Raw genomic sequence first — 26037 nt, 5'->3', positions numbered from 1 at the left:
CGAGGGTTTGGAGTGGGCTCTCTTCAGCGGCGGACAGCACCTTACCAGCAGATAGATCGCGCGGGCGGGCGGGGCAACCTCTTGTCGCCGCGCGCTCATGCCTCCTGCGGCAGCGCGGTGAGGATCCAGTCGCGGAAGGCGCGGATTTTCGGGATGCCGCGGCGGCTCTGCGGATAGGCGAGCCAGTAGTCGCGGCCGTCGTTGCAGGTGAGTTCGAAGGGCTGGAAAAGCTGGCCGGCCGCGACTTCCGCGCGGAAATGGCCGGGGTTGAGGATGGCGACGCCCTGGCTGGCGATGGCGATCTGCGCGTCGATGGTCTGCGTGCCGAGCTCGTTCGGCGGATAGCGCTCCAGGTCGGGATCGTCGATGCCCGCGGCGGAGAACCATGTGCGCCACCAGATGTCCCGCGCGCTGACGATGGGCAGCTTGAGGAGGTCGGCGGGCGCTTTCACCCCGCCGATGCTTTCCGAGAGCGCCGGGCTCAGCATGGGCGTGAAATTCATGCGCATGACGCGGTGGCATTCGAGGCCCGGCCAGTCGCCCTTGCCCCAGCGGATCGCGACATCCGCCTCGTCCTTGGCGAAGTCGATCACGTCCTGCGAGGTGGAAAGCCGCACGGCGACATTGGGGTGGCGAAGCTGGAAATCGCCGAGGGTGCGGCTCAGCCATTGCAGGGCGAAGGTCGGCGTCGAATGAATGTGCAGTTTCTGCTCGCTCGCCCCGCGCAGGTCCGCGATCGCCTCGGCGAGCTTGCCGAGCCCCTCGGCAACCTTCGGCAGCAGGCGCTCGCCCGCCTCGCTGAGCACGACCTGCCGCGGCTGGCGCAGGAACAGCGTTTCGCCCAGCGTCTCCTCCAGAAGCTTGACCTGATAGCTGACGGCCGTCTGCGTCATGCCCAGCTCGTCGCCGGCGCGGGTGAAACTGCCGTGCCGCGCCGCCGCCTCGAAGACGCGGAGCGCATTGAGCGGGAGGTTGCGCGACATCTTCAAGGCCAAGTTCTTTTTATGGATGCAGACGAAGGTTCGATTGGAATTCCATCATTTTCCGGCGCATCGTGCAAGCAATGGATAGGATTTTCGAGGCTCTGTCATGACCTGCATCGCCGAACACGCCGTATTCGAGGCGCCCGCAACCCGCCGCGAGCGCTTCTGGCACAAGCTCTTCCTGTTTCTGACGCGGCGCCGGACGCGCCGGCTGCCGCCGCTCGATCCGCAGGCGCTTTCCGATCATCTCAAGCGCGACCTCGGCTTCCTGGATGGCCGCAGCCGGCGCTAGCCCTTCTGCCGCCGGGCGGCGAAGGCGAGGAGGAGTTCGGCGGCGGTCATGGCGGCGATGACCTCCGGCCGCTTGTCGCCCGCCGCCGTGCCCCCGATGGGCAGCACCAGCCGGTCGGCCGCCGCGCGGCCCGGGCCTTCCGCGTCGAGATACCTGAGGAACGCGGCGCGCTTGGCCGCCGAGCCGATCATGCCGACATAGGCAAGGTCGGTGCGCATCAGCGCCGCCCGCCCGATGCGGAAGTCGAAGGCGTGGTCGTGTGTGACGATGACGACGGCCGCGCCCGCCGGGATATCGGCGACCAGCGTGGCGGGCAGGGTCTCCAGCCGGTGATGCACCTCCGAGGTCAGCAGGTCGAGTTCGCTTTCCCGCGCCTCGACCACGAAGACCTTGAGCGGCAGCGGCGTCAGCGCATCGGCGAGCGCCCGGCCGATATGGCCCGCGCCGAAGATCCAGACCTGCGGCTTCTGCCGCTCTTCCTCGGCCAGACGTTCCGTGAGCGCCTTGCGCGCCGCCTCGTCGGCGAAGGTGAAGGAAAGCTCCACCTCGCCGCCGTTGTCGGGGCTGAGCGGAATGGCAAGCCGCGCCTCACCGCCGGCATCGCCCAGCATCTTGCGGGCGTTCTCGATGGCTTCGTGCTCCAGCGCGCCGCCGCCGACCGTGCCGTGGATATCCGTCGGCGCGACCAGCATGAACGCGCCCTCGTCGCGGGGGGCCGAGCCCGTCACCGCGGCGACCTCGACGATGACGACGCGGTGTTCGCGGGCGAGGAACCCTTCGAGGCTGTCCTGCAGGAAGTTCATCGCGGCCTACTGGGCGGTCCAGCCGCCGTCGACGGAAATATGGGTGCCGTTGATCGATTTCGCCGCGTCCGAGGCGAGGAACATGGCGATGGCCGCCACCTCGTCCGTGCCGACGAATTCCTTCGTCGGCTGGAATTTCAGCATCACGTCGGTCTTCACCTCGGCCTCGCTGATGCCGCGCGCCTTGGCGGTGTCGGGGATCTGCTTTTCGACGAGCGGCGTCAGCACGTAGCCGGGGCAGATGGCATTCACGGTGATGGCGTTCTCGGCGACTTCCAGCGCCACGGTCTTGGTGAGGCCCATGACGCCGTGCTTGGCCGCGACATAGGCGGCCTTGAAGGGCGAGGCGACGAGGCCGTGCGCGGAGGCGACGTTGATGATGCGGCCCCAGCCCTTGCGCTTCATGTGCGGCACGGCGTTACGGATGGTGTGGAAGGAACTGGAAAGGTTGATCGCGATGATCTGGTCCCATTTCTCGACCGGGAAATCCTCGATCTTCTCGACATGCTGGATGCCGGCATTGTTGACGAGGATGTCGACGCCGTCGAAGGTCTCCACCGCCGTCTCGATGAGGTCGGAAATCTCGTGCGGCTTCGTCATGTCGGCGGGATGGTAGATCACCTTGCCCTTGCCGAGGCCGTCGAGCCTCGCCCGCGTCGCCTCGATCTCGTCCGCAGCGCCGAAGCCGTTGATGACGACATTGGCGCCGCTTTCGGCGAAGGCGGTGGCGATGGCAAGGCCGATGCCGCTGGTGGAGCCGGTGACGACGACGCTCTTCATGGCTTTCACTCCCGATATGCTGCGTTGCGGCAGCCTACGCCGAAAACTCGAGCGATGACAATTGCGTTTTCCGCGCGGTACAGTCCCGCTGGAGGCGGGACACGATTTGCGTTTTATTTTCCTTTGACATTCGTTTTAGTCTCGTATTGAAGATTCCGAAGGGTCTGGGAGTGACCCTTTGCTGGGGAGGAAGTGATGGGCGGATATGTTCTCGCGATCGATCAGGGCACGACGTCGAGCCGGGCGATCGTCTTCGACGGCAAGCAGAAGGTCGTCGGCTCCGGGCAGAAGGAGTTCACCCAGATCTTCCCGCAATCGGGTTGGGTCGAGCACGATCCTGAGGAGATATGGGAAAGCGTCGTCTGGTCGGTCAAGGCCGCGCTGAAGAAGGCCGGTGTCGCGGCCTCCGACATCTCCGCCATCGGCATCACCAACCAGCGCGAGACGGTCGTCGTCTGGGAGCGCGAGAGCGGCAAGGCGATCCACAACGCCATCGTCTGGCAGGACCGCCGCACGTCCTCCTATTGCGAGAAGCTGAAACGGCAGGACCTCGAAAAGACCTTCACGAAGAAGACCGGCCTGCTGCTCGACCCCTATTTCTCCGGCACCAAGCTCTCCTGGATGCTCTCCAACGTGAAGGGCGCGCGTGCGCGCGGCGCAAAGGGCGACCTCTGCTTCGGCACCATCGACACCTTCCTCATCTGGCGGCTGACAGGCGGCAAGTCCCATGTCACCGACGCCACCAATGCCAGCCGCACGCTGATGTACAACATCGCCACGAACGCCTGGGACGACGAACTGCTGGAGATCCTGCGCGTGCCGAAGGCCATGCTGCCTGAGGTGCTGGACTGCGCGGCCGATTTCGGCGTGACGGAAAAGAGCCTGTTCGGCGCGGAAATCCCCATCCTCGGCGTTGCCGGCGACCAGCAGGCCGCCACAATCGGCCAGGCCTGTTTCGAGCCGGGCATGATGAAATCCACCTACGGCACCGGCTGCTTTGCCCTCCTCAATACCGGCGCGGACATGGTGCGCTCGAAGAACCGGCTGCTCACCACCATCGCCTACCGGCTCGACGGCGAGACGACCTATGCGCTGGAAGGCTCGATCTTCATCGCGGGCGCGGCCGTGCAATGGCTGCGCGACGGGCTGAAGGTCATCAAGGCGGCGTCCGATACCGGCGATCTCGCCGCCAAGGCCGACCCGACGCAGAACGTCTACCTCGTACCCGCCTTCACCGGCCTCGGCGCGCCGCACTGGGACCCGGAGGCGCGCGCGGCGATCTACGGCATGACGCGCAACACCGGGCCGGCGGAATTCGCCCGCGCCGCGCTGGAGGCCGTCTGCTACCAGACGCGCGACCTGCTCGACGCCATGCACAAGGACTGGAAGGCGAACGGCAAGGAGACGGTGCTGCGCGTCGACGGCGGCATGGTCGCCTCCGACTGGACCATGCAGCGCCTTTCCGACATCCTCGACGCCCCCGTCGACCGCCCCACGATCCTGGAGACGACGGCGCTGGGCGCCGCCTGGCTCGCCGGCCAGCGCGCCGGCGTCTGGCCCGACCGCAAGGGCTTCGCCAAATCCTGGGCCCGCGACACGCGCTTCACGCCGAAGATGGACGAGAAGACGCGGGCCGTGAAGATCAAGGGCTGGAAGGATGCGGTGCGGCGGACGCTGAGCGCGGGGTAACCGCCGGCCCTAAAGAACGGTGCGATATCCGGCCGCCGCGCCGCGATCCGGCAGCCGTGCCGCGGTGGGGCTTCGGCGCTTCCCACACCCTCCTCCGTCATCCTCGGGCTTGACCCGAGGATCCAGCCCGATATTCTGCGCGTGCCGTTTCGATGGATCCTCGGGTCAAGCCCGAGGATGACGACGGAGGTGTTGGGAGGGGCACTTCTTTCAGCACGCGTGCTCACCCATCCATCAAAAATATTCCGGTGCACCCTGTCGGCCAAGACGCTACTCCTACGTCTTTCAACCAACGGGAGTTTACCATGCTGTATGCCGTTCTCTGTTACGATGCCGAAAGTGAAGTCTGCGCCTGGTCGAAGGAGATGGACGACAAGGTCATGGCCGATCTCGGGGCGGTCAACCAGCGCTATGCCGAGGCCGGCAAGCTGGGGCCGGTCGCGCGGCTGATGCCGACGACGGCGGCCGTCACCGTGCGCAAGGGCGCGACGGAGAATATCGTCATGGACGGGCCCTTCGCCGAGACCAAGGAACAGTTCCTCGGCTTCTTCGTGCTTCAGGCCGAGACGCTGGACGAGGCGATCGCCTTCGCCCGCGAGCTTTCCGCCGCCAACCCGGCGAACGGCACCTACGAGATCCGGCCGTTGCAGTTCTTCAATCCGGGGGTGCCCATAACATGAGAGACCTTGCCTGGATCGACCTGGCGCTGACATCGGCGCGGCCGCAGGCCATGGGGGCGCTGCTGCGCTATTTCCGTGACCTCGACATGGCGGAGGAGGCCTTCCAGGAGGCCTGCCTTCGTGCGCTGAAGACCTGGCCCGACAAGGGCCCGCCGCGCGATCCGGCCGCCTGGCTCATCTTCGTCGGCCGCAACAGCGGCATCGACCAGGTGAGGAAACGCGCCCGCAACCAGCCGCTTCCGCCCGAAGAGGTCCTATCGGACCTCGAGGATACGGAGAGCGACCTTGCCGAACGGCTGGACGGCGCGCACTACCGCGACGACATCCTGCGCCTGCTCTTCGTCTGCTGCCATCCGGACCTGCCGGCGACGCAGCAGATCGCGCTGGCGCTGCGCATCGTTTCCGGCCTTTCGGTAAAGCAGATCGCCCGGGCCTTCCTCGTCTCGGAAGCGGCGATGGAGCAGCGCATCACCCGCGCCAAGGCGAAGGTCGGCGCGGCCGGCATCGCCTTCGAGACGCCGGATGCGGCGGCGCGGGCCGAGCGGCTCGGCCTCGTCTCGGCGATGATCTACCTCGTCTTCAACGAGGGCTATTCGGCCGGCCTGCCGGAAAAGGCCGATACGCCCTTCTGCGCGGAGGCGATCCGCCTTGCGCGGCTGCTCCTGAAACTCTTTCCCGCCGAACCGGAGATCATGGGGCTGACGGCGCTGCTCCTCCTCCAGCAGTCGCGCCTTGCCGCCCGCTTCGACGCAGAGGGGCAGATCGTGCTTCTGGAGGATCAGGACCGTTCGCTCTGGGACCGCGCGATGATCGACGAGGCGCTGGTGCTGATCGACAAGGCGCTGCGCCACCGCGCGCCGGGGCCGTTCCAGATCCAAGCCGCCATCGCCGCCCTCCATGCCCGCGCCGCGACGGCCGCGGAGACGGACTGGGTGGAGATCGACCTTCTCTACCAGACGCTGGAACGCATCCAGCCCTCGCCCGTGGTGCGCCTCAACCGCGCCGTCGCCGTCGCCAAGCGCGAGGGACCCGAGGCGGCGCTGGCGCTCATCGAGCCGCTCGCCGGCAAGCTCTCCGGCTATTTCTATTTCCACGGCCTTCGCGGCGGGCTCCTCAAGCAGCTCGGCCGCTACCGCGAGGCGCACGAAGCCTTCGACCGCGCCATCGCGCTCGCCACCACCTCCGCCGAAGCCGCCCATATCCGCCAGCACATCGACCAGATGCAGCGCGAGGCGGCGGGACTGTAAACACACTGTTTCGCCGCCGGCCCTTTCAACGCGCCGCGGCAGGCCGTATCTCTCGGCAAACGACCTCTGACCCCGGACCCTCCCATGGAACTTGGCCTCTATACGTTTGCCGATGTCGATCCCGCTGCCGCCGACAAGGGGAGGGAGGGGGAGCGCCGGCTCAAGGAGCTGATCGAGGAGATCACGCTTGCCGATGAAGTCGGGCTCGATGTCTTCGGGCTCGGCGAGCATCACCGGCCCGACTATGCGGCCTCCGCGCCGGCCGTGGTGCTGGCGGCGGCGGCTGCGCGCACGAAGACCATCCGCCTCACCAGCGCGGTGACGGTGCTGTCGTCGGACGATCCGGTGCGGGTGTTCCAGCAGTTTTCGACGCTCGATCTTCTGTCCGGCGGCCGGGCGGAGATCATGGCGGGGCGCGGGTCCTTCATCGAATCCTTCCCGCTCTTCGGCTATGCGCTCGACGATTACGACACGCTCTTCGAGGAGAAGCTGGACCTCTTGCTCGCCATCAACGAGAGCGAGACGGTGTCCTGGAGCGGCACGATGCGCGCGCCGCTGCCGGGGCTCGGCGTCTATCCGCGCCCCGCGCACGGCCGCCTGCCGATCTGGATCGCCGTCGGCGGCACGCCGCAATCGGTGGCGCGGGCAGGGGCCTACGGCCTGCCGCTGGCGCTTGCCATCATCGGCGGCACGCCGGCGCGCTATGCGCCGCTCTTCGACCTCTACCGCGAGGCCGCGCGCCGTGCCGGGCAGGATGCGGAAAAGCTGAAGACCAGCATCAACGTGCATGGCTTCATCGCCGATACGGGCGAGGCGGCGGCGGACGCCTTCTACGGGCCGCAGGCCGAGGTGATGAACCGCATCGGCCGCGAGCGCGGCTGGGGGCCGACGAGCCGGGCGCAGTTCGACCAGTCGATCGGGCCGGACGGCCATCTCTTTCTCGGCGATCCGGAAACCGTCGCGAAGAAGATCGTCGCGCACCACAGGATTTTCCGCAACGACCGCTTCCTCCTGCAGATGGCCATCGGCCCGATGCCGCACGACAGGATCCTGCGCGGCATCGAGCTTTACGGCACGAAGGTCGCGCCGCTGGTGCGCGAGATGCTGGCCGAAGCGACGGCAAGCGCCTGACAGCGGCGCGCGGGCATGATAGGAGGCGGGCGAAAGAGAGACGCGATGACCCTTGAGAACGACGAAGACCTGCGCGGCCTGCAAGCCATCGGCCGCATCTGCGCCAACGTGCTGCAGCACATGTCGACCGCCATCCGGCCCGGCATGACCACGGCGGAGCTCGACCTGATCGGCCGGCGCATGCTGGAGGCGGCGGGCGCCCGCTCGGCGCCGGAAAGCTGCTACAATTTCCCGGGTGCGACCTGCATTTCCGTCAACGAGGAAGTGGCGCACGGCATTCCGGGCGACCGGGTGATCAAGGACGGCGACCTCGTCAACATCGATGTCTCCGCCGAGCTCGACGGCTATTTCGCCGATACCGGCGCGTCCTTCACCGTCGGGCGCGCGGCGCCTTCGGTGGAGCGGCTCTGCCGCGACGGCAAGCGCGCGCTCTGGGTGGGCCTCAAGGAGGTCAAGACCGGCAAGCCGCTCGCCGAGGTCGGCAACGCCATCGGCGCCTTTGCCCGCAAGAACCGCTATACGCTGATCGCCAACCTCGCCAGCCACGGCGTCGGCCGCTCGCTGCACGAGGAGCCCTCGGAAATCGCCACCTGGCCCGATCCGCAGGAAAAGCGCCGCATGACGGAAGGCCTCGTCTTCACGGTCGAGCCGTTCCTGTCGCTCGGCGCGAACTGGGCGGAAGGCGGCGAGCGGGACGAATGGACGCTCTACAGCGACCCGAGTGCGCCGACGGTGCAGTTCGAACACACGGTCGTCGCCACCCGCAACGGCCCGCTGGTGCTGACGCTTCCGGGCTGACCGCCTTCAGCGCGGCTGATCCGCCGATCAATAAATGTCGTTTGTCGCCTTTATGCTGCGGTGCAATAGTCACGGCATGACGCAACGCATCCCCGCCTTCTCGCGCGAGCCCGTCCGGGCGGCCGTCGCCGGCGCGCTCGCCATGGCCGTCGCCATGGGGCTCGGCCGCTTCTTCTATACGCCGGTCCTGCCGGGCATGATGGCGGGGCTGGGGCTCGATGCCGCTGCGGCCGGCGTCATCGCGGCGGCGAATTTCGCCGGCTATCTCGTCGGCGCGGTGCTTGCGGCCTATGGGTGGGCGGCGGGATATGAGCGGCGCCTTGCGCTCGGCGCGCTCTTCGCCACGGTGCTGCTGCTCTTGGCCATGGGCGTGCTCTCCGATGTCACGGCGCTCTCCGTCGTGCGGTTCCTCGCGGGGCTTGCCAGCGCCTTCGCCATGATCTTCACCATCGGCATCGTGCTGACGGTCGGCCTCCAGCACCGCGATCCGCGCGTGCAGATGGCGCATTTCGCCGGTGTCGGCTTCGGCATCGCGGTCTCGGCGCTGCTGGTCTATCTCCTCTCCTTCATCGATTTCGGCAGCCTTTCCCCATGGCGCGCCGACTGGCTGTTCGGCGCGCTGCTCGGGGCTATCGGCCTTGCCGCCGTCATGGTGCTTTTGCCGCGGCCGGCGGTCGGGGCCTCGGTCCTGCGCGAGCCGCCCATCGCCTGGACGCGGCCGCTCGCGGCGCTGACGGTGAGCTACGGGCTCTTCGGCATCGGCTATGTCGTCACGGCCACCTTCATCGTCGCCATCGCGCGGGAAGGGGCGGAAAGCCCGCTGCTCGAATCGCTGACCTGGCTCGTCACCGGCGTTTCGGCGGCGGTCTCGCTTCTTGCCTGGAAGCCGGCGGAGCGGCGCTATGGCGTGGCGGCGGCCTATCTTGCGGCGATCCTCGTCGAGATGGTCGGGGTGGCGATCACCGTCACGCTGCCGTTTCCCGCTTCCGCGCTCATCGGCGGCGCGCTGCTCGGCATCACCTTCATCGTCGTCACGGCCTACGGCCTCCAGCTCGGCCGGGTGCTTGCCAGCGAAAGCCCGCGCCGGGTGCTGGCGCTGATGACGGCGGCGTTCGGCGTCGGGCAGATTCTCGGGCCGCTCGGCGCGGGCTTCCTTGCCGCGCGCACGGGCAGCTATGTCCTGCCCAGCCTTGCCGCCGCCGGCATCCTCCTGCTTGCGGCCGTCATCGCCGCGCTCGGCGGCGCGCTCTCCATTAAATCTCGGTAATGCCGGCGCCGGGCAATTGTTGGCTCAGGCAAACTCATCTAGGTTCTGCGCGAACCGGCGGCATCGCCGCCCTTTGAAAACGAGAGTTTCGCGCCTTGTTCCATTCCTTCTTCCCGCAGCCGAAGCTGTTCTTTTCCTCCGGCGCCCTTTGGACCGTGATCTGCATCGCCGTCTGGTACACCGTGGGGCCGCAGATGGGGGCGGCCGTCGGCCTTCCGCCGCTCGGCCCCGACGAGAAGGCGCCGATCGGCCTTGCCTACTTCTTCTCGCCGGACAATCTCTGGTTCTACCTCTATTTCACGGTCTTCGTTCTGGCCTTCGGCCTCTTCTGGAAAGCCATCGCGCGCAACCATCCCTGGACCAACTGGTCCATCTGGGGGTCCGCCTTCATCATCTTCATCGCCTATTTCTCGGTGCAGGTCTCCGTCGCGCTCAACAACTGGCGCGGCCCGTTCTTCGACCTCTTCCAGGCGGCGCTGTCGAAGCAGGGCAACGTCACGGCGGCGCAGCTCTATACGCTCCAGCTCCGCTTCCTGGAGATCGGCCTCGTCGGGGTGGTGCTCAACGTCGTCACCGCCTTCTTCACCAACCACTATGTCTTCCGCTGGCGCACGGCGATGAACGACTACTACATGTCCAAGTGGTCGAAGCTGCGCCATATCGAGGGTGCCTCGCAGCGTGTGCAGGAAGACACGATGCGCTTTGCCAACATCCTCGAAGGCCTCGGCGTCACGCTCATCAACTCCGTGATGACGCTGGTCGTCTTCCTGCCGCTGCTCTTCCGCATGTCGGAATATGTCAGCGACCTGCCGGTGATCGGCGCCATCCCGCATGCGCTGTTCTGGCTGGCCATCGCCTGGTCGCTGTTCGGCACGGCGCTGCTCGCCTTCGCCGGCATCAAGCTGCCGGGCCTGCAGTTCCGCAACCAGCGCGTCGAGGCGGCCTATCGTAAGGAGCTCGTCTACGGCGAGGACCATGCGGACCGCGCCGATCCCGTCACCGTGCGGGAGCTCTTCGCCAACGTGCGGCGCAACTATTTCCGCATGTACTGGCACTATTGCTACTTCAACGTGGCGCGCTACACCTACGGCCAGCTCGACGCGATCTTCCTCAACTTCATCCTCATCCCGACCATCGTGGCCGGCCGCATCACCATGGGCACCTGGCAGCAGATCGCCACGGCCTTCGGCGAGGTGAGCAATTCCTTCCAGTACCTCGTGAACTACTGGTCGACGATCATCGAGCTCCTGTCGATCCACAAGCGCCTCAAAGCCTTCGAGGCGGCGATCGAGGACGAGCCGCTGCCGGAGATCGACCGGCGTTACCTCAAGAGGGCGGCGGAGGAGGGCGAGCTTGCGGCCAACGAGCCATAAGCCTCAGAGGGCGGCTCCGGCCGCCTTCTTCTCTTTTGCGAGGATGTCCACCGCCTCGGCATAGCTGACACAGGCGACGTCCGTTTTCCCGCAGGTCTCCGTCAGGAAGCGGTCGAGCGCGCGCCAGTAGGCGCCGGCATTCATCTCGACGAAGTGGAAGCCGAGCTGGAGGGGAATGCGTGTCCCCTCATATTGCGCGGCAAAGGCCTTGCGGTAGGCGGCAAGGGCGCTTTCCTCGAAGGCGGCGCTCTTTTCCGGGTTCTCCTTGCCCTTGGAATGGCGGACATAGAGATTGTAGTCCATGGCGATGACGGGGCGTCCGGTGGCGCCTTCGGGAATGAGCGGCAGGCCGAAGCGGGCGATGTCGCCGCTTGCGACGGGCATGGCCGGCCCCTTCGTCACGAGGCTGGCATCATAGGAAAAACCGTTCTTCTCCAGCGCCTTGACGAGGCTGCTTCCCGCCGAAAGATAGGGTGCGCGGAAACCCTTGACGTCCTGCCTGACGAAGCGGCGCCAGTCCGCCGGTTCCCGTTCGCCGACGCCGGCATTCCGCCAGCCGTTTTCCAGCGCGTTGCGGGAGAAGGTCAGTTCCTGCGTCCAGTCCGCCTCGGTCCACTTGCCGCCGTCGAAATGGCCGCAGGCATGGCTGCCGATATCGTGGCCCTCGAGTTTTGCCAGCCAGATCTCGCCGAGGCGCTGGATCGTGTCCTCCCTGTCCGGTGCGAAGCCGACATTGGAGCGGCCGCGCTTTTCATGCGGCGCCTGGTAGGTGGCGCGCTCGGCCTTCGGGAAAAGGAAGGTGCAGGAGAGGAAATAGGTGAAATGCGCGCCGGTGCGCTTTGCCATGGCGCGGCTCTTTTCCCACAGGAGATTGTCGTGCGCGCCGTCGAAGGAGACGACGACGAGCTGCTTGCGCTTCGGTGCCGCATCTTCGGCAAGAGCGGGACCGGAAAGGGCTGCGGCGAGCACGGAAAGGACGATCCGGGAGGAAAAAGACGACGACATGGCACCCCGCGACAATTTGCAAAGGGTCCCTCATCGGTGTCGAATGCGGCAATCCTTTGATCGGATTGGAATTGTCGGATATTCCAGTCGCACGAAAATTTTCCCAACGGGGGCATTTCCATGACGCTGCTTATTATCGGTCTCGTTCTTTTCGTCGTCACCCATCTTTTGCGCCCCGTCGCGCCGGGCCTGCGCAACGCCGCCATCGCGACGCTCGGCAAGCCGGCCTGGATGGCCTTCCACGGCATCGTGTCGCTCCTCAGCCTCGCCCTCATCGTCTACGGCTTTATCGATGCGCGCGCGAACGGCGGCGACGGCGTCTTCATGGTCTACACGCCGCCGGCCTTCATGGCGCATATCACGCTGACGCTGATGATCATCGCCTCGGTCTGTCTCGTCGCGGGCTTCCTGCCGGCCGGCCATATCCGCACGAAGCTGAAGTTCCCCATCCTCGTCGCCATCAAGATCTGGGCCCTTGCCCACCTGCTTGCCAACGGCGAGAGCTATTCCGTCGTACTCTTCGTGACGATCCTTGCCTGGGCGATCATCCTGCGCATCACGCTGAAGCGGCGCATCGCCAGCGGCGAGACGAAGCTGCCGGTCTTCGTGTCGGCGAAATACGACGTGATCGCCATCGTCGTCGGCCTCGTCCTCTATGTCGCCATCGTCTTCAAGCTGCACGAATGGATCATCGGCGTCGCGCCGCTGCCCTGATCGTTTCGCTCATCTGGGGCTTTTCGTGCCTGCCCCCTTACAACGCCGTCAAAATGGGGTAGAAGGCGCTAACTTCAAACGTTAGCTCGGGCGCGAAATGGTACATCAGGACGACAGCTTTATCCGCGAGGTGAACGAGGAACTGCGTTCCGATCAGATGCGCCTGATCTGGAAGCGCTTCGGCCGCGTCCTCATCGGCGCTGCCGTGCTGGTCGTCCTCGGCACCATCGGCAAGGTCGGCTACGATTACTGGCGCGACAGGGAGGCCTCGGCCTCCGGCGACCAGTTCCTCGCCGCCCTGACGCTGGCGCGCGAAGGCAAGAATGAGGAGGCGCTGACCGCGCTCACCAACCTGGAGAAGGACGGCTTCGGCTCCTATCCGGTGCTTGCCCGCATGCGCGCCGCCTCGCTGACGGCCGAGACCGACGTGCCCGGCGCCATCGCCGCCTTCTCCGCCATCGCCAAGGACACCTCCGTGCCGCAGGCGCTGCGCGATGCCGCGCGCCTTCGCGCCGCCTATCTCCTCGTCGACACCGGCACCTACGAGCAGGTCTCGGCCGAGGCCGAGCAGCTTGCGACGCCGCAGGATGCGCTGCGCCATTCGGCGCGCGAGGTCCTCGGCCTCTCCGCCTACAAGCACGAGGATTACAAGCGCGCCAAGGAATGGTTCGAGGCGATCCTCAACGACAGCGAAGCGCCGCGCAACCTTGCCAACCGCGCGCAGATGCTGCTTGACCTGATTGCGGCAAGCGGCAAGCTGTCCTCCTGACCGGACAGAACGGAACACGTCCATGAGCTTCACCGTCGCCATTGTCGGGCGCCCCAATGTCGGCAAGTCCACCCTGTTCAACAGGCTTGTGGGCAAGAAGCTCGCGCTCGTCGACGACACGCCGGGCGTGACGCGCGACCGCCGGCCGGGCGATGCCCGTCTCGTCGACCTGAAATTCCGCATCATCGATACGGCCGGCCTCGAGGAGGCCGCGCCCGATACGCTCGAAGGCCGCATGCGCGCCCAGACGGAGGCGGCCATCGAGGAGGCGGACCTTTCGCTCTTCGTAGTCGATGCCAAGACGGGGCTGACGCCCGTCGATACGGCGCTGGCGGACATGCTGCGCAGGAAGGGCAAGCCCGTCGTGCTCGTCGCCAACAAGTCCGAGGCGCGCGGTTCCGACGGCGGCTTCTACGACAGCTTCACGCTCGGCCTCGGCGAGCCGACGCCGATCTCCGCCGAGCACGGCCAGGGTATGCTCGACCTGCGCGACGCCATCGTCGCGGCGATCGGCGAGGAACGCGCCTTTCCCCCGAAGGAGGACGAGGCCGTCACCGACGTCGACGTGCGTGCCGAAGCGGCAGCCGAGGACGAGGATTTCGAGCCGGAATACGACGAGACGAAGCCGCTGCGCGTCGCCATCGTCGGCCGCCCGAATGCCGGCAAGTCCACGCTGATCAACCGCTTCCTCGGCGAGGACCGGCTGCTGACCGGCCCCGAGGCCGGCATCACGCGCGATTCCATTTCCGTCGAATGGGACTGGAAGGGTCGCACGATCAAGATGTTCGACACGGCCGGCATGCGCCGCAAGGCCAAGGTGCAGGAGAAGCTGGAAAAGCTCTCCGTCGCCGACGGCCTTCGCGCCATCCGCTTTGCCGAGACGGTGGTGATCGTCTTCGATTCCACCATTCCCTTCGAAAAGCAGGACCTGCAGATCGTCGATCTCGTGCTGCGCGAGGGCCGCGCCGCCGTGCTCGCCTTCAACAAGTGGGACCTCATCGACGATCCGCAGGCCGTTCTCGCGGAGCTGCGCGAGAAGACCGACCGGCTCCTGCCGCAGGCGCGCGGCATCCGCGCCGTGCCGGTCTCCGGCCAGACGGGCCGCGGCCTCGACAAGCTGATGCAGGCCGTCATCGACACGGACCGCACCTGGAACCGCCGCATCTCCACCGCCAAGCTCAACCGCTGGCTCGATGCGGTGCAGACGCAGCATCCGCCGCCGGCCGTTTCCGGCCGCCGCCTGAAGCTGAAATACATGACGCAGGTGAAGGCCCGTCCGCCGGGCTTCATGATCTCCTGCACGCGCCCCGATGCGCTGCCGGAATCCTATGTCCGCTATCTCACCAACGGCCTGCGCACCGACTTCAACCTGCCGGGCGTACCGATCCGCATCCATTTCCGCGCGGCGGACAACCCGTTCGCCTCGAAGGCCAGGAAGAAGCGCTGACGCCGTCAGGCGGCCGGCAGCTTGTCCCTTGCCACCAGCGCGCCGTGGTGCTGGATGACGGCGGCGGCGACGCCTGCCGCAAAGCGGGCGGCTTCCTCCGGGCTTGCGCCGATGGCAAGGCGCGCCAGGAACGCGCCGTTGAAGCTGTCGCCGGCGCTGGTCGTGTCGACGATCGTCTCGACCTTCGCGGAGGGAACGTGGCTGCGTTCGCCGCCGAAGACGAGCGTCGCGCCTTCGCTGCCGTCCTTGACGACGAGCCCTTCCACGCCAAGCCCGCGATAGCGCGCGATGGTTTCCTCGATCGACGCATCGCCGAAATGCGTGGTCTCGTCATCGAGGCTCGGCAGGACGAGCGTTGCCGCGCGCGCGCCCTCGGTGATCGTTGCGCGCATCCGCTCGGCATCGTCCCACAGGCGCGGGCGGATGTTCGGGTCGAAGACGACGCGCTTGCCGGCGGCTTTCGCGCGGCGCAGTTCGGCCAGCAGCGTTTCGACATCCCCGGCGGGAAGGATCGCCAGCGTGATGCCGGAGAAGACGACGATGTCGGAGGCTTCCATCGCGGCGCGCAGCCGGTGGCCGTCGCGGGCGAGCAGCTTTGCGGCGGAGGTCGAGCGCCAGTAGGAAAAGCTGCGCTCGCCGTCCTTCAGGTGGATCATGTAGAGGCCGGGCGAGCGGCCCTCGATGCGCGCGACGTGGCCGGTGCCGATGCCGCGGCTTTCCATGAAGGCCAGCATCTCGTCGGAGATCGTGTCCGCGCCGACGGCGGAGAAATAGTCGACGTGCCAGTCGCCCGGCAGGTACTGGCGGGCATAATAGGCGGTGTTGAACGTGTCGCCGGCGAAACCCTTGCGCATTAGGCCGCCTTCGGCCTGCATCAGTTCCACCATGCATTCGCCGATCGAAAGCAGCCGTCCCGCCATGTCGTTTCCCTCCCGGCCAAGTGCGCCGAAAGAGGAAATACTGTCAAAGAGTTGGCGGGGCAAGCCGTTGCCGGCGCTTTCCGGAGGTGTCGAGGAGGCCGGGTGTTTCGTCCGTTGCCGAAAAATCCGGCGCCTGCCGTTTACGCTCCGCGGGGTGCGCGCTACATCTTCCCGGCGAGCAACGGGACGTGGAGTGAGAGCGCATGGTCAAACACCGCAAGCATGCCGACGACTGGTGGCGCGGCGCGGTCATCTATCAGGTCTATCCCCGCTCGTTCCAGGACACGACCGGCGACGGCATGGGGGACCTGCGCGGCATCACGAAGAGGTTGGGCCACATCGCCTCGCTCGGTGTCGACGCCATCTGGCTTTCGCCCTTCTTCAAGTCGCCGATGGAGGACATGGGCTACGACGTCTCGGATTATTGCGACGTCGACCCGATGTTCGGCACGCTTGCCGATTTCGATGCGATGCTGGCGGAGGCCCACCGTCTCGGCCTCAAGATCATCATCGACCAGGTGATCTCGCACACCTCCGACCAGCATCCCTGGTTCGTCGAGAGCCGCTCCAGCCGCGACAACCCCAAGGCCGACTGGTACGTCTGGGCCGATCCCAAGCGGGACGGCACGGCGCCCAACAACTGGCTGTCGATCTTCGGCGGCCCTGGCTGGGAATGGGACGGCGTGCGCAAGCAATATTACATGCACAACTTCCTGATCTCGCAACCGGACCTCAACTTCCACAATCCAGATGTGCAGGATGCGCTCTTGAAGACCGTGCGCTTCTGGCTTGACCGGGGCGTCGACGGCTTCCGCCTCGACACGGTGAACTTCTATTTCTGCGACAGGAAGCTGAGGGACAATCCGCCCCACGAGCCCAATCCCGACGAGATCGGCCTCGATGCGCCGGACGTCAATCCCTACGGCATGCAGACGCATCTCCACGACAAGACGCAGCCGGAGAACATTGCCTTCCTCAAGCGCTTCCGCGCGCTGCTCGACGAATACGAGGGGCGCATGACCGTGGGCGAGGTGGGCGACGGGGCGCGCTCGCTGAAGACGGTCGCCGACTATACCAGCGGCGGCGACAAGCTGAACATGTGCTACACGTTCGACCTGCTGGGGCCGGACTTCACCGCCGACCACATCCGCAAATGCGTGCAGAGCTTCCAGCGCGCGGTGACGGACGGCTGGGTCTGCTGGGCGTTCTCCAACCATGACGTCAACCGGCATGTCAGCCGCTTCATCAAGGCGCCGGAGGAGCGCGAGCGCGTCGCCAAGCTCGCCGTCACGCTGCTTTCGACGCTGCGCGGCTCGATCTGCCTCTACCAGGGCGAGGAACTGGGGCTGACGGAGGCGGACCTCGCCTTCGAGGACCTGCGCGATCCCTACGGCATCCGCTTCTGGCCGGCCTTCAAGGGCCGCGACGGGTGCCGCACGCCGATGCCCTGGCAGCGCGGCGAGGCCCATGCCGGCTTCAGCAGCGCCAAGCCCTGGCTGCCGGTGCCGGAGGAGCATGCGCGCCTTGCCGTCGACACGCAGGAGAAGATTGCCGGCTCCGTGCTCAACCACTATCGCACGACGCTCGCTTTCCGCAGGGAACATGCGGCGCTTCACGACGGCGACATGTCCTTCGTCCATTCCAACCAGGATATCCTCGCCTTCACCCGCGAGAAGGACGGTGAAAAGCTGCTCTTCGTCTTCAACCTGACGCGCGAGAAGGCCGAATTCGTGCCGGCGAAATCGCTGAAGCTCGGCGAACCGCTCTCGGTCCCCGGCTTCGGCGCGAAGCTGAAGGACGGGACGATCGAGCTGGACGGGCTGGATATGGCGTGTGTACGGGTTTAGCGTTTGCGGCCTACGAGCCGGTCGTACTCGGCATGTGAGCCGATCCAGAACCAGACGAGCGTTTCGCTCTCTGGATCCTTGACCGCAAGTGCCCGCCAGGAAAGGCCGACGCGGGCGGACCAGAAGCGCCCAACGGATTTAAGCTGCAACGACGGATGGTCGGGATTTGTCCTGAGCAGGCCGAAATTCTTGTCTGCCAATTGGCGAACGGTCGGCGGCAGTGCACCATAGCACTTCCAGAACGCGTCCGTCGCATGATGCTTCAAAGCGACCGCGTCCGTTGGCTGCGAAACTGTGAAAGGGCAAGCTCCGCAAGCTCATCCAACGTGCCGTTGGCGACGTCCTCCGCCATTTCTCGATCCCAGCGCTCTGCCTGAAGGGCTTCGAACCATGCGGAGAAGCGTTCGAACTCATCCGGGCTAAGCTCGGATACGCTTTTTTCGATCTGTTCGAGTTTCGTCATGTCGATGGTCCTTTCGTAGGTATTGTACGAAAAGGAGACGTGCGCGAAAAGCCTAATCCGTCACCCGATCAGCGCGAACCGGTCCACGTCCACCATGCCCCTGTCGGAAATCTTCAGGTGGGGGATGACGGGGAGCGGCAGGAAGGCGAGCTGGAGGAAGGGTTCTTCGAGCGTGGCGCCGAGGGCGAAGGCGGCGTGGCGCAGGTGGTGGAGCGTGTCGCGCACGCTCTCGTAGGGCTCGAGGCTCATGAGGCCGGCGACGGGCAGGGCGATCTCGCCCTTCACCTTGCCGTCTTCCACCACCACGAAGCCGCCCTTGATCTCGCCGAGGCGGTTCGCCGCCGTCGCCATGTCGTCCTCGTTGACGCCGACGACGCAGATATTGTGGCTGTCATGGCCGACGGTGGAGGCGATGGCGCCCTTCTTCAGCCCGAAGCCCTGCACGAAGCCGTTGGCGTGGTTGCCGTTCTTGCCGTGGCGCTCGATGACGGCGACCTTGATGATGTCCTGCGCGAGGTCGAGGGCCGTCTGGTTGCCCTTCGCCGGCAGGCGGTAGCGGCGGTGCTCGGTGATGATCTTTCCCGGCAGGACGCCGATCACCGGCGTTTCCCCGTCCGTGACGGGTACGGCGAAATGGGCGGCGGCGACGGGGCGTGCCTTGACGCTGTCGAGGCCGACGGGCTCCACCGGCCTGCGGGTGGCAAAGAGGGCGTCGTCCACCTTGCGGCCGGCGGAGAAGACCGTCTCGGCCTTGCAGGTCTCCAGCGTGTCGATGACGACGAGGTCCGCGCGCCAGCCGGGGGCGACGAGGCCGCGGTCGCGAAGCCCGAAGGCCTTTGCCGCGGAGATGGAGGCGGCGCGGTAGACGGCGAGCGGTGCGCGGCCGTGGCTGATCGCGGTGCGGATCATGTAGTCGAGGTGGCCTTGCTCGGCGATGTCGAGCGGGTTGCGGTCGTCGGTGCAGAGCGCCAGGAAGGGCGAGAGCCGTTCGGTGAGGATCGGCATCAGGGCATGCAAGTCCTTGGAGACGGAGCCCTCGCGGATGAGGATATGCATGCCCTTGCGGATCTTCTCCAGTGCCTCCTCGGCGGTGGTGCATTCGTGCTCGGTGCGAATGCCGGCGGAAAGATAGCCGTTGAGGTCGTTGCCGGAAAGCAGCGGCGCATGGCCGTCGATATGGCCGCCCTGGAAGGCTTCCAGCTTGGCGAGACAGACGGGGTCCTTGTGGATGACGCCCGGAAAATTCATGAATTCGGCAAGGCCGATGACCTTCGGGTGATCGCGGAAGGGCAGCAGCCGCTCGATCGGCAGGTCCGCGCCTGAGGTCTCCAGATGCGTCGCCGGCACGCAGCTCGAAAGCTGCACGCGGATATCCATGATGGTTTCCAGCGCGCTGTCGAGGAAGAACTGGATGCCTTCGGTGCCGAGCACGTTGGCGATCTCGTGCGGATCGCAGATCACCGTCGTCACGCCGTAGGGCAGCACGCAGCGGTCGAATTCGTGCGGCGTCACCAGCGAGGATTCGATGTGGAGATGCGTGTCGATGAAGCCGGGCACGACGATGCGGCCGGAAATGTCGATCTCCGTGCGGCCCCGGTATTCGCCGCAGGTGCCGACGATGCGCTCGCCGGAAATGGCAATGTCCGAGGCGACGAGCTCGCCCGTCACGAGGTCGAAGAACCGGCCGCCCTTCAGCACGATATCGGCCGGTTCGCGGCCGGTTCCCTGGTCGATGAAGCGTTCCAAGTCGGTCATGGCAGTCTCCGATTCCCTTTTCGCGACTGTAGCCGCCTTGCGGCGGGAGAAAAGGCGAATGTTCAGGCCGGGAAGGTGACGGTGAAGGCAAAGCGCCTGCTTTCGCCGGCCGGAAGCGTCGTCGTGTAGGGCCGGTCCTTCAGTTCGCGCGCGCCGCCATATTCGGCGGCGGTGCCCTGCCAGGGCTCGACGCAGAGGAACGGCGCGCCGGGCTTCGTCCAGAGCGCGAGGTTCGGCAGGGCCTCGAAATGGAAACGGAGGGCCGGCCCGCCCTCGGCGGCATAGGTGAGGCCGTCGCCCGCGCCTTCGGGGAAGACGAGCGCGTCATGCTCGAAGAGATCGTGTGCGAGGAGGAGACGGCCTTTGTCGAACGGAGAGGGATCGCGGACCTGCGAGAGCAGGCCGTTTTCCAGCGGCTGGCGTAGCGGCTCCGCGCCGTTGTCGAGGGTGACGACATGCGGCCTGCCTTCGCCGCCCGGCAGCGGCCAGAGAAAGGCCGGGTGAAAGCCGAGGCCGAAGGGCATCGGCGTCTCGCCGCCGTTCTCCACCGTTGCCGCAATGGTGAGGGCCGGGCCATCGAGGCTATGCTCGACGGAAAGGCCGAAGTCGAAGGGGTAGACGGCGCGCGTTTCGGCCGAGGCTTCCAGCCGGTAGCGGCAGGTCGTCGCCGAGGCCGCTTCGAGGGTGAATTCCCGCCGGCGCGCGAAACCGTGCTGCGCCATGGAATAGGACCTGCCGTCGACGAGGAGCGTATCGTCCGGCGTCTTGCCGACGATGGGGAACAGCACCGGCGAGCGCCCCGTCCAGAAGGCGGCGTTGCCGTTCCACAGCCAGTTCGCCCCGTCGCGCGTCGTTGCCGACTGCATCTCGGCGCCGAGAGAGGAGACCTCGATGGAGAGGTGCTGGTTTTCAATGCGGGTGGAGGTCGGCATCGGTTGGCCCTCGTCGTGGTGGCCGCACAATTGCGCTGAACGGGGCGGACTTGCAAGAGCCGCATTGCATCGCCTCAACCACCGTCGTCATCCTCGGCCTTGAGCCGAGGATCCACCGCCGCGGGTGCCGCGTGGATGATCGGGTCAAGCCCGACCATGACGGAGGAAGGGACTGTGTGGCACGTCCCCTCGCCCCGCTTGCGGGGAGAGGGGGCGGGGTAAGGGGCAGGCGCCGTATCCGCCTCAGATGTTGTTCTGCAGCACCTCGCGCAGCTTGCCGAACAGTTCGTCGATCTCGCGCTTCTCGATGATGAGCGGCGGGGAGAGGGCGATGATGTCGCCGGTCGTGCGGATCAGCAGGCCCTTTTCGTAGGCCTTGAGGAAGGCGTTGAAGGCGCGTTTCGTCGGCTCGCCGGCGATCGGGGCGAGCTCGATGGCGCCGATCAGGCCGACATTGCGGATGTCGATGACGTTCGGGCAATCCTTCAGCGAATGCAGGGCGTCCTCCCAGTAGGGGGCAAGCTCGGCGGCGCGGGTGAGAAGGCCTTCTTCCTTGTAGGTGTCGAGCGTGCCGAGGGCGGCGGCCGAGGCGATCGGGTTGCCGGAATAGGTATAGCCGTGGAAGAACTCGATCATGTGTTCCGGGCCGTTCATGAAGGCGTCGTGGATTTCCGACGTCACGAAGACCGCGCCCATCGGGATCACGCCATTGGTGAGGCCCTTGGCGGTGGTGATGATGTCCGGCTTGACGTCGAAATACTGCGCGGCGAACGGCGTGCCGAGGCGGCCGAAGCCGGTGATGACCTCGTCGAAGATGAGGAGGATGCCGTGCTGCGTGCAGATCTCGCGCAGCTTCTGGAGATAGCCCTTCGGCGGGATGAGGACGCCCGTGGAGCCGGCGACCGGCTCGACGATGACGGCGGCGATGGTCGAGGCGTCGTGCAGGGTGATGATGCGCTGGAGTTCGCTGGCGATGTCGCCGCCGTGCTCCGGCTCGCCGCGGGTAAACGCGTTCCTGTCCGGGAAATGCGTGTGCGGCATGTGGTCGACGCCGGTCAGCAGCGTGCCGAACATCTTCCGGTTGGAGACGATGCCGCCGACGGAGATGCCGCCGAAATTGACGCCGTGATAGCCGCGCTCGCGGCCGATGAGGCGCGAGCGCGCGCCGTCGCCCTTGGCGCGGTGATAGGCGAGCGCCACCTTCAGCGCGGTCTCGACCGATTCCGAGCCGGAATTGGTGTAGAGGACGTGGTCCATGCCCTCGGGCGCGATGTCGACGAGGCGGTTGGCAAGCTCGAAGGCCTTGGGATGGCCGAGCTGGAAGGCGGGCGCGTAGTCGAGTTCGCCCGCCTGCTCGCGGATCGCCTCGGTGATCTTCGGGCGACAATGGCCGGCATTGACGCACCAAAGGCCCGCCGTGCCGTCGAGCACCTGCCGGCCGTCATGGGTCGTGTAGTACATGTCCTTCGCGCCGACGAAGAAGCGCGGCTCCTTCTTGAACTGGCGGTTGGCCGTGAACGGCATCCAGAAGGCGCGCAGATCGTTGGGGGTATTGAGGCGGTTGGACATGCGGTCTCTCCTGGGTTTCGGCTGCAAGGCGGGAATTTTACCTGTCGGTCAAATTATCAAGGCGGCCCGGGCCGTCAAGGCGAATAAGGGGCCGCGCGGGCGTGCGGGAACCGCGCCAAAGCAAAACGCCCCGGACGCTGGTCCGGGGCGTGGGAAATGCGAAGATTTCCGTCCGTCAGGCGATGCGGAGCTTCTTTTCCGAAGCGCCGTTGCCGGGGGTCTTGTAGATGCGGTCGAGCGCGTCCAGAATGGTCAGGACGGCGTCGGACTTGCTCGAATAATAGATGGTCTGGGCATCGCGGCGCGTGGTCACGAGATTCTGCGCGCGCAGCTTCGACAGGTGCTGCGAAAGGGCCGACTGGCTGAGGCCGACCTGGCCCGCGAGCGCGCCGACGGCGATTTCACCGCCGACCAGCACTTTCAGGATGAGGAGGCGCTTGGGATTGGCCATGGCGGAAAGGAAATCGGATGCAATCTCGGCCTGCGCGTGTTCTGCGTCTGAAATCTTGTCCATCTGAAACTCCTTGGGGCGTTTCCGCTTCAAATCATGTGTTTTTATGTGAATCCGCTTGTTAGCATATAAACAAACCCACCCCCATCAAGAGCAAGAAATGGGGGTAGGTGCACGCATGGCGACAGGTGCCTTACGGGAACGATAGGCGCCGCCTGGCGGATGTCTTCGCGAAAACGCCGGTTGCTCAGCCTGCTGCTCTTGCTTCGCGGAGCAAACGTGCAAGCTCGGCGCGAAGTTCCCCGGCCTCCTCGAGTTCGCGGGAAAATTCGAGCCGCTTCAATCTGTCGCCGCTGGCAAGGTCGACCCCGGCCGCGTCCAGCCCCACGATCGTCCATTCGCCGTCCTTCGCGCCGCAATAGTGGCGGGCGTAGATGCCGGCGGCCTCCGCATGGTCGCTGTTCATGTGTTCGACGGCGCCGGTTTCCATCTCGGCAAGGGCGCTGCGGGCGGGTGAGCGGATCAGCAGGTCCTCGGCCGTGAGCACGAAGGCCTTGCCGAAGCCGCCGTTGAGAAGGGCGCGCTGCGGCACGAGGCGGAAGAAGGTGAAATCGGGGAAATCGACATAAAGCTTCGCCTTCGGGTGGCGGCGGATGAAGCGCTCGCGAAGGGCGGCGCGCGCCTCGCTCTCGCGCGGCACCTCCTCGGCAATCGAGATGACGGTGAGGCGCGGATGGGCGAGCGGATCGCCCTTGCCGGGCTCGCCGGCGAGCAGCGAGGCGCGGGGATCGGCCCTGAGCGCCTGCGTGTGGAAGGAAAGGGCCGAGACGAGGATGACGGGCGTGCCGTCGGTATCGGTGCCGGTCAGGGTGCGGCTGGCGAAGGGAAAGCCCGTCTCCGGCTCGAACACGGCGAGAGGGCAACTGCGCGCCGAGCGCAGGAGGGTGCGCGCAAGGCGGCGGGCCTCGTCGTCCGTTACGCGCAGAACGCTCGGTTTGTCCTTCTCGGTCATGATGTCTGGCTCCGTATGTCGATAAAAAGGCGGCGCCCCGCATGGAGGCGCCGCCCTATCTAATCCGATCGCCGGCCGATGTCAGCCGCGCCGGCGGTGCCGCGTCAATCCGTTGACGATGTCCTGCGCGTTGATCGTGCCGATCACCGTGCCGTTGTCGACGACGCCGACATTGCCGGGCGTGCGGGCCATGGCGTCGAGGACGTCGACGAGCGGGGTCGTCGGCGCGGCGGTCGCCGTCACGCCGCCGCTGCCGTCGGAGGCGCCGTGCTGCATGACGTCCCCGGCGGTCAGCATGTTGATCGGGTTCATGTTCTGCACGAAATCCGCGACATACTGGTTGGCCGGGTTCTTCACGATCTCCTGCGGCGTGCCGCACTGGATGATGCGCCCGCCCTCCATGATGGCGATGCGGTTGCCGATGCGGAAGGCCTCGTCGAGGTCGTGGCTGACGAAGATGATGGTCTTCTTCAGCCGGCGCTGGAACTCCAGGAGCTCGTCCTGCAGGCGCGTGCGGATCAGCGGGTCGAGCGCGGAGAAGGGCTCGTCCATGAGCAGGATCGGCGCGCCGGTCGCAAAGGCGCGGGCAAGGCCGACGCGCTGCTGCATGCCGCCCGAAAGCTCGTTGACCTTGCGGTCCGCCCATTTGGAGAGGTTGACGAGCTCGAGCTGTTCGCCGACGCGCGCCTTTCGCTCGGCATCCGGCACGCCGGCAAGCTCGAGGCCGAAGCCGACATTGTCGGCGACGGTGCGCCAGGGCAGGAGCGCGAACTGCTGGAACACCATGGAGACGGTGTGCATGCGGAAATCGCGCAGCGCCTTGGGCGTCGCCGTGTAGGGATTGACCGAGCCGGCGCCGGCCTTCACCTCAACCTCGCCGCGCACCACCGGGGCAAGCCCGTTGACGGCGCGAAGCAGCGTCGACTTGCCGGAGCCCGAAAGGCCCATCAGCACGAGTATCTCGCCCTCGTTGATGGAGAGCGTGGCGTCGGCCACGCCGAGCACGAGGCCGGTTTCCGCGCCGATCTCGTCGCGGGTCTTGCCCGCGTCCACCATCGAGAGGGCCTTTTGCGGATTGTCCCCGAAGATGATGGAGACGTTCTTGAAGACGACGGTATCGGTCATCAGGAGTCTCCTTCATCGGAAGAGCGGAAGAGCCGGTCGAGGATGATCGCGAGGATCACGATGCACAGCCCCGCCTCGAAGCCCATGGAGATGTTGACGGTGTTGAGCGCGCGCACCACCGGAACGCCGAGCCCTTTGGCGCCGACGAGCGCGGCGATGACCACCATCGACAGCGACAGCATGATCGTCTGGGTGAGGCCGGCCATGATCTGCGGCATGGCGTAGGGCAGCTCCACCTTGCGCAGCACCTGGCCGGGCGTCGCGCCGAAGGCCTGGGCGGCCTCGACCAGCGACGGGGGCGTCGAGATGATGCCGAGGCGCGTCAGGCGGATCGGCGCGGGTATGGCGAAGATCACGGTCGCGATCAGGCCCGGCACCATGCCGAGGCCGAAGAGGATGAGCGCCGGGATGAGGTAGACGAAGGTGGGAATCGTCTGCATCAGGTCGAGGATGGGGCGCAGGATCGAGTAGAACCACGGCCGGCGCGCGGCCGCGATGCCGAGCGGCACGCCGACGACCATGCTGACGCCGGTCGCCGCCAGCACGAGCGCGAGCGTTTCCGTCGTCTCCTTCCAGTAGCCCTGGTTCACGATGAGCAGCAGGCCGAAGAAGGTGAAGGCGGCAACGCCGATGGAGCGGTGGAAGCGCCAGCTTACCGCCGTCAGGAGCACGATGAGGAAGAGCGCGAAGGCGAGCTTGCCGCCCGCGCTCTCGATGAAAGGCCCCTGCAGCAGGAACAGGAGGGCATCGATGCCGGCCTGAAGCACGACCTTGAGGAAATCGAACAGTCCCTTGCCGTTCGTCGTCAACCAGTTGACGGCGTCCTTGGCGATCGGACCGATCGGAATTTTGGAGACGGTGAGCCAATCCACGGCAGCAGACCCTTGGCTGGAGGTTGAGGATGCGCCTTCACGCTTCCGAAAATCCGGGTGCAAAACCGCTCGAACGTTTTCGCTGGGATTGCAGTATCCGGAGGGAAGAAGAA

General features: G+C 66.2%; 26 protein-coding genes. 12 read left to right on the top strand and 14 right to left on the bottom strand.

Annotated elements, in window-relative coordinates; all coding sequences use genetic code 11:
* Positions 1-95 precede the first annotated feature (95 nt).
* Positions 96-983: a LysR substrate-binding domain-containing protein gene (locus HNQ66_RS09835; RefSeq protein ID WP_210308727.1), complete on the bottom strand. Its 888-nt coding sequence runs from the start codon at positions 981-983 to the stop codon at positions 96-98.
* 106 nt (positions 984-1089) lie between these two features.
* On the opposite strand from HNQ66_RS09835, the gene HNQ66_RS09830 reads away from it, so the two are divergent.
* Positions 1090-1275 (top strand): hypothetical protein, encoded by a 186-nt coding sequence (locus tag HNQ66_RS09830; protein WP_184143610.1) that lies wholly within the window; start codon positions 1090-1092, stop codon positions 1273-1275.
* On the opposite strand, the gene xdhC is transcribed toward HNQ66_RS09830, so the two are convergent.
* Together xdhC and HNQ66_RS09820 are read right to left on the bottom strand one after the other, a co-directional pair.
* Positions 1272-2078: a xanthine dehydrogenase accessory protein XdhC gene (gene xdhC / locus HNQ66_RS09825; protein WP_184143608.1), complete on the bottom strand. Its 807-nt coding sequence runs from the start codon at positions 2076-2078 to the stop codon at positions 1272-1274. The two genes, HNQ66_RS09830 and xdhC, sit on opposite strands and share 4 nt — an antisense overlap.
* 6 nt (positions 2079-2084) lie before the next feature.
* Positions 2085-2858, bottom strand: coding sequence for a 3-hydroxybutyrate dehydrogenase (locus HNQ66_RS09820; protein WP_184143606.1), 774 nt, complete (start codon positions 2856-2858; stop codon positions 2085-2087).
* Between the two features lie 195 nt (positions 2859-3053).
* Between HNQ66_RS09820 and glpK the strand changes: the two genes are divergently transcribed.
* The 7 genes from glpK (at position 3054) to sbmA (ending at position 11043) form a co-directional block, all read left to right on the top strand.
* Positions 3054-4547, top strand: a complete 1494-nt coding sequence (gene glpK, locus HNQ66_RS09815) for a glycerol kinase GlpK (RefSeq protein WP_184143604.1) — start codon at positions 3054-3056, stop codon at positions 4545-4547.
* Positions 4548-4852: 305 nt separating this feature from the next.
* The gene (locus tag HNQ66_RS09810; protein ID WP_184143602.1) at positions 4853-5227 is read left to right on the top strand and encodes a YciI family protein; all 375 of its coding nucleotides are present in this window, start codon (positions 4853-4855) and stop codon (positions 5225-5227) included.
* A complete protein-coding gene (locus HNQ66_RS09805) occupies positions 5224-6474 on the top strand; it encodes an RNA polymerase sigma factor (RefSeq protein WP_184143600.1) in 1251 nt (416 codons plus the stop codon). Before HNQ66_RS09810 ends, HNQ66_RS09805 begins: the two co-directional genes overlap by 4 nt.
* 84 nt (positions 6475-6558) lie before the next feature.
* The gene (locus tag HNQ66_RS09800) at positions 6559-7605 is read left to right on the top strand and encodes an LLM class flavin-dependent oxidoreductase (RefSeq protein ID WP_184143598.1); all 1047 of its coding nucleotides are present in this window, start codon (positions 6559-6561) and stop codon (positions 7603-7605) included.
* 45 nt (positions 7606-7650) lie between these two features.
* A complete protein-coding gene (gene map / locus HNQ66_RS09795) occupies positions 7651-8403 on the top strand; it encodes a type I methionyl aminopeptidase (RefSeq protein WP_184143596.1) in 753 nt (250 codons plus the stop codon).
* A gap of 76 nt (positions 8404-8479) precedes the next feature.
* Positions 8480-9670: a YbfB/YjiJ family MFS transporter gene (locus HNQ66_RS09790; RefSeq protein ID WP_246434260.1), complete on the top strand. Its 1191-nt coding sequence runs from the start codon at positions 8480-8482 to the stop codon at positions 9668-9670.
* A gap of 95 nt (positions 9671-9765) precedes the next feature.
* Entirely contained in the window at positions 9766-11043 is a 1278-nt protein-coding gene (sbmA, locus tag HNQ66_RS09785) for a peptide antibiotic transporter SbmA (RefSeq protein ID WP_184143592.1), read from the top strand.
* A gap of 3 nt (positions 11044-11046) precedes the next feature.
* Here sbmA and HNQ66_RS09780 read toward each other — a convergent pair whose 3' ends face one another.
* Entirely contained in the window at positions 11047-12048 is a 1002-nt protein-coding gene (locus HNQ66_RS09780) for a polysaccharide deacetylase family protein (protein ID WP_184143590.1), read from the bottom strand.
* A 120-nt stretch (positions 12049-12168) separates the two neighbouring features.
* On the opposite strand from HNQ66_RS09780, the gene HNQ66_RS09775 reads away from it, so the two are divergent.
* The 3 genes from HNQ66_RS09775 to der all read left to right on the top strand — a co-directional run bounded on the left by HNQ66_RS09775 (position 12169) and on the right by der (position 14978).
* Positions 12169-12762 carry an NnrU family protein gene (locus tag HNQ66_RS09775; protein WP_184143588.1) on the top strand — a complete coding sequence of 198 codons (594 nt, stop codon included), beginning with the start codon at positions 12169-12171 and terminating at the stop codon, positions 12760-12762.
* Positions 12763-12859: 97 nt separating this feature from the next.
* On the top strand, positions 12860-13531 hold the full coding sequence (locus HNQ66_RS09770; protein WP_184143586.1) for a tetratricopeptide repeat protein: 672 nt from the start codon (positions 12860-12862) through the stop codon (positions 13529-13531).
* Between the two features lie 22 nt (positions 13532-13553).
* Positions 13554-14978 (top strand): ribosome biogenesis GTPase Der, encoded by a 1425-nt coding sequence (der, locus tag HNQ66_RS09765; RefSeq protein WP_184143584.1) that lies wholly within the window; start codon positions 13554-13556, stop codon positions 14976-14978.
* Between the two features lie 5 nt (positions 14979-14983).
* Here the strand turns inward: der and HNQ66_RS09760 are convergent, their stop codons facing one another.
* Positions 14984-15898, bottom strand: a complete 915-nt coding sequence (locus tag HNQ66_RS09760; protein ID WP_184143582.1) for a sugar kinase — start codon at positions 15896-15898, stop codon at positions 14984-14986.
* A gap of 203 nt (positions 15899-16101) precedes the next feature.
* Here HNQ66_RS09760 and bglA point away from each other — a divergent pair, with 203 nt between their 5' ends.
* Positions 16102-17745 carry a beta-galactosidase BglA gene (gene bglA / locus HNQ66_RS09755; RefSeq protein WP_184143580.1) on the top strand — a complete coding sequence of 548 codons (1644 nt, stop codon included), beginning with the start codon at positions 16102-16104 and terminating at the stop codon, positions 17743-17745.
* Here bglA and HNQ66_RS09750 read toward each other — a convergent pair.
* The 9 genes from HNQ66_RS09750 to choW form a co-directional block, all read right to left on the bottom strand.
* The gene (locus tag HNQ66_RS09750) at positions 17742-18011 is read right to left on the bottom strand and encodes a type II toxin-antitoxin system RelE family toxin (protein ID WP_184143578.1); all 270 of its coding nucleotides are present in this window, start codon (positions 18009-18011) and stop codon (positions 17742-17744) included. The two genes, bglA and HNQ66_RS09750, sit on opposite strands and share 4 nt — an antisense overlap.
* Positions 18008-18208: a hypothetical protein gene (locus HNQ66_RS09745; protein WP_184143576.1), complete on the bottom strand. Its 201-nt coding sequence runs from the start codon at positions 18206-18208 to the stop codon at positions 18008-18010. The genes HNQ66_RS09750 and HNQ66_RS09745 overlap by 4 nt, the downstream gene beginning before the upstream one ends.
* A gap of 60 nt (positions 18209-18268) precedes the next feature.
* Positions 18269-19963 carry an adenine deaminase gene (gene ade / locus HNQ66_RS09740; RefSeq protein ID WP_184143573.1) on the bottom strand — a complete coding sequence of 565 codons (1695 nt, stop codon included), beginning with the start codon at positions 19961-19963 and terminating at the stop codon, positions 18269-18271.
* 62 nt (positions 19964-20025) lie between these two features.
* Positions 20026-20895, bottom strand: a complete 870-nt coding sequence (locus HNQ66_RS09735; protein ID WP_184143571.1) for an aldose 1-epimerase family protein — start codon at positions 20893-20895, stop codon at positions 20026-20028.
* 243 nt (positions 20896-21138) lie between these two features.
* Positions 21139-22464 carry an omega-aminotransferase AptA gene (gene aptA, locus HNQ66_RS09730; protein ID WP_184143569.1) on the bottom strand — a complete coding sequence of 442 codons (1326 nt, stop codon included), beginning with the start codon at positions 22462-22464 and terminating at the stop codon, positions 21139-21141.
* Between the two features lie 175 nt (positions 22465-22639).
* A complete protein-coding gene (locus HNQ66_RS09725) occupies positions 22640-22978 on the bottom strand; it encodes an ArsR/SmtB family transcription factor (protein ID WP_184143567.1) in 339 nt (112 codons plus the stop codon).
* Positions 22979-23162: 184 nt separating this feature from the next.
* On the bottom strand, positions 23163-23927 hold the full coding sequence (locus tag HNQ66_RS09720) for a HugZ family pyridoxamine 5'-phosphate oxidase (protein ID WP_184143565.1): 765 nt from the start codon (positions 23925-23927) through the stop codon (positions 23163-23165).
* Positions 23928-24008: 81 nt separating this feature from the next.
* On the bottom strand, positions 24009-25052 hold the full coding sequence (gene choV / locus HNQ66_RS09715) for a choline ABC transporter ATP-binding protein (RefSeq protein WP_184143563.1): 1044 nt from the start codon (positions 25050-25052) through the stop codon (positions 24009-24011).
* Positions 25052-25924: a choline ABC transporter permease subunit gene (choW, locus tag HNQ66_RS09710; protein ID WP_184143561.1), complete on the bottom strand. Its 873-nt coding sequence runs from the start codon at positions 25922-25924 to the stop codon at positions 25052-25054. Before choW ends, choV begins: the two co-directional genes overlap by 1 nt.
* Positions 25925-26037 lie beyond the last annotated feature (113 nt).

The sequence above is a fragment of the Shinella fusca genome (assembly GCF_014203155.1).
Lineage (GTDB): Bacteria > Pseudomonadota > Alphaproteobacteria > Rhizobiales > Rhizobiaceae > Shinella > Shinella fusca.
This window is presented reverse-complemented; position numbering and strand designations above follow the sequence as displayed.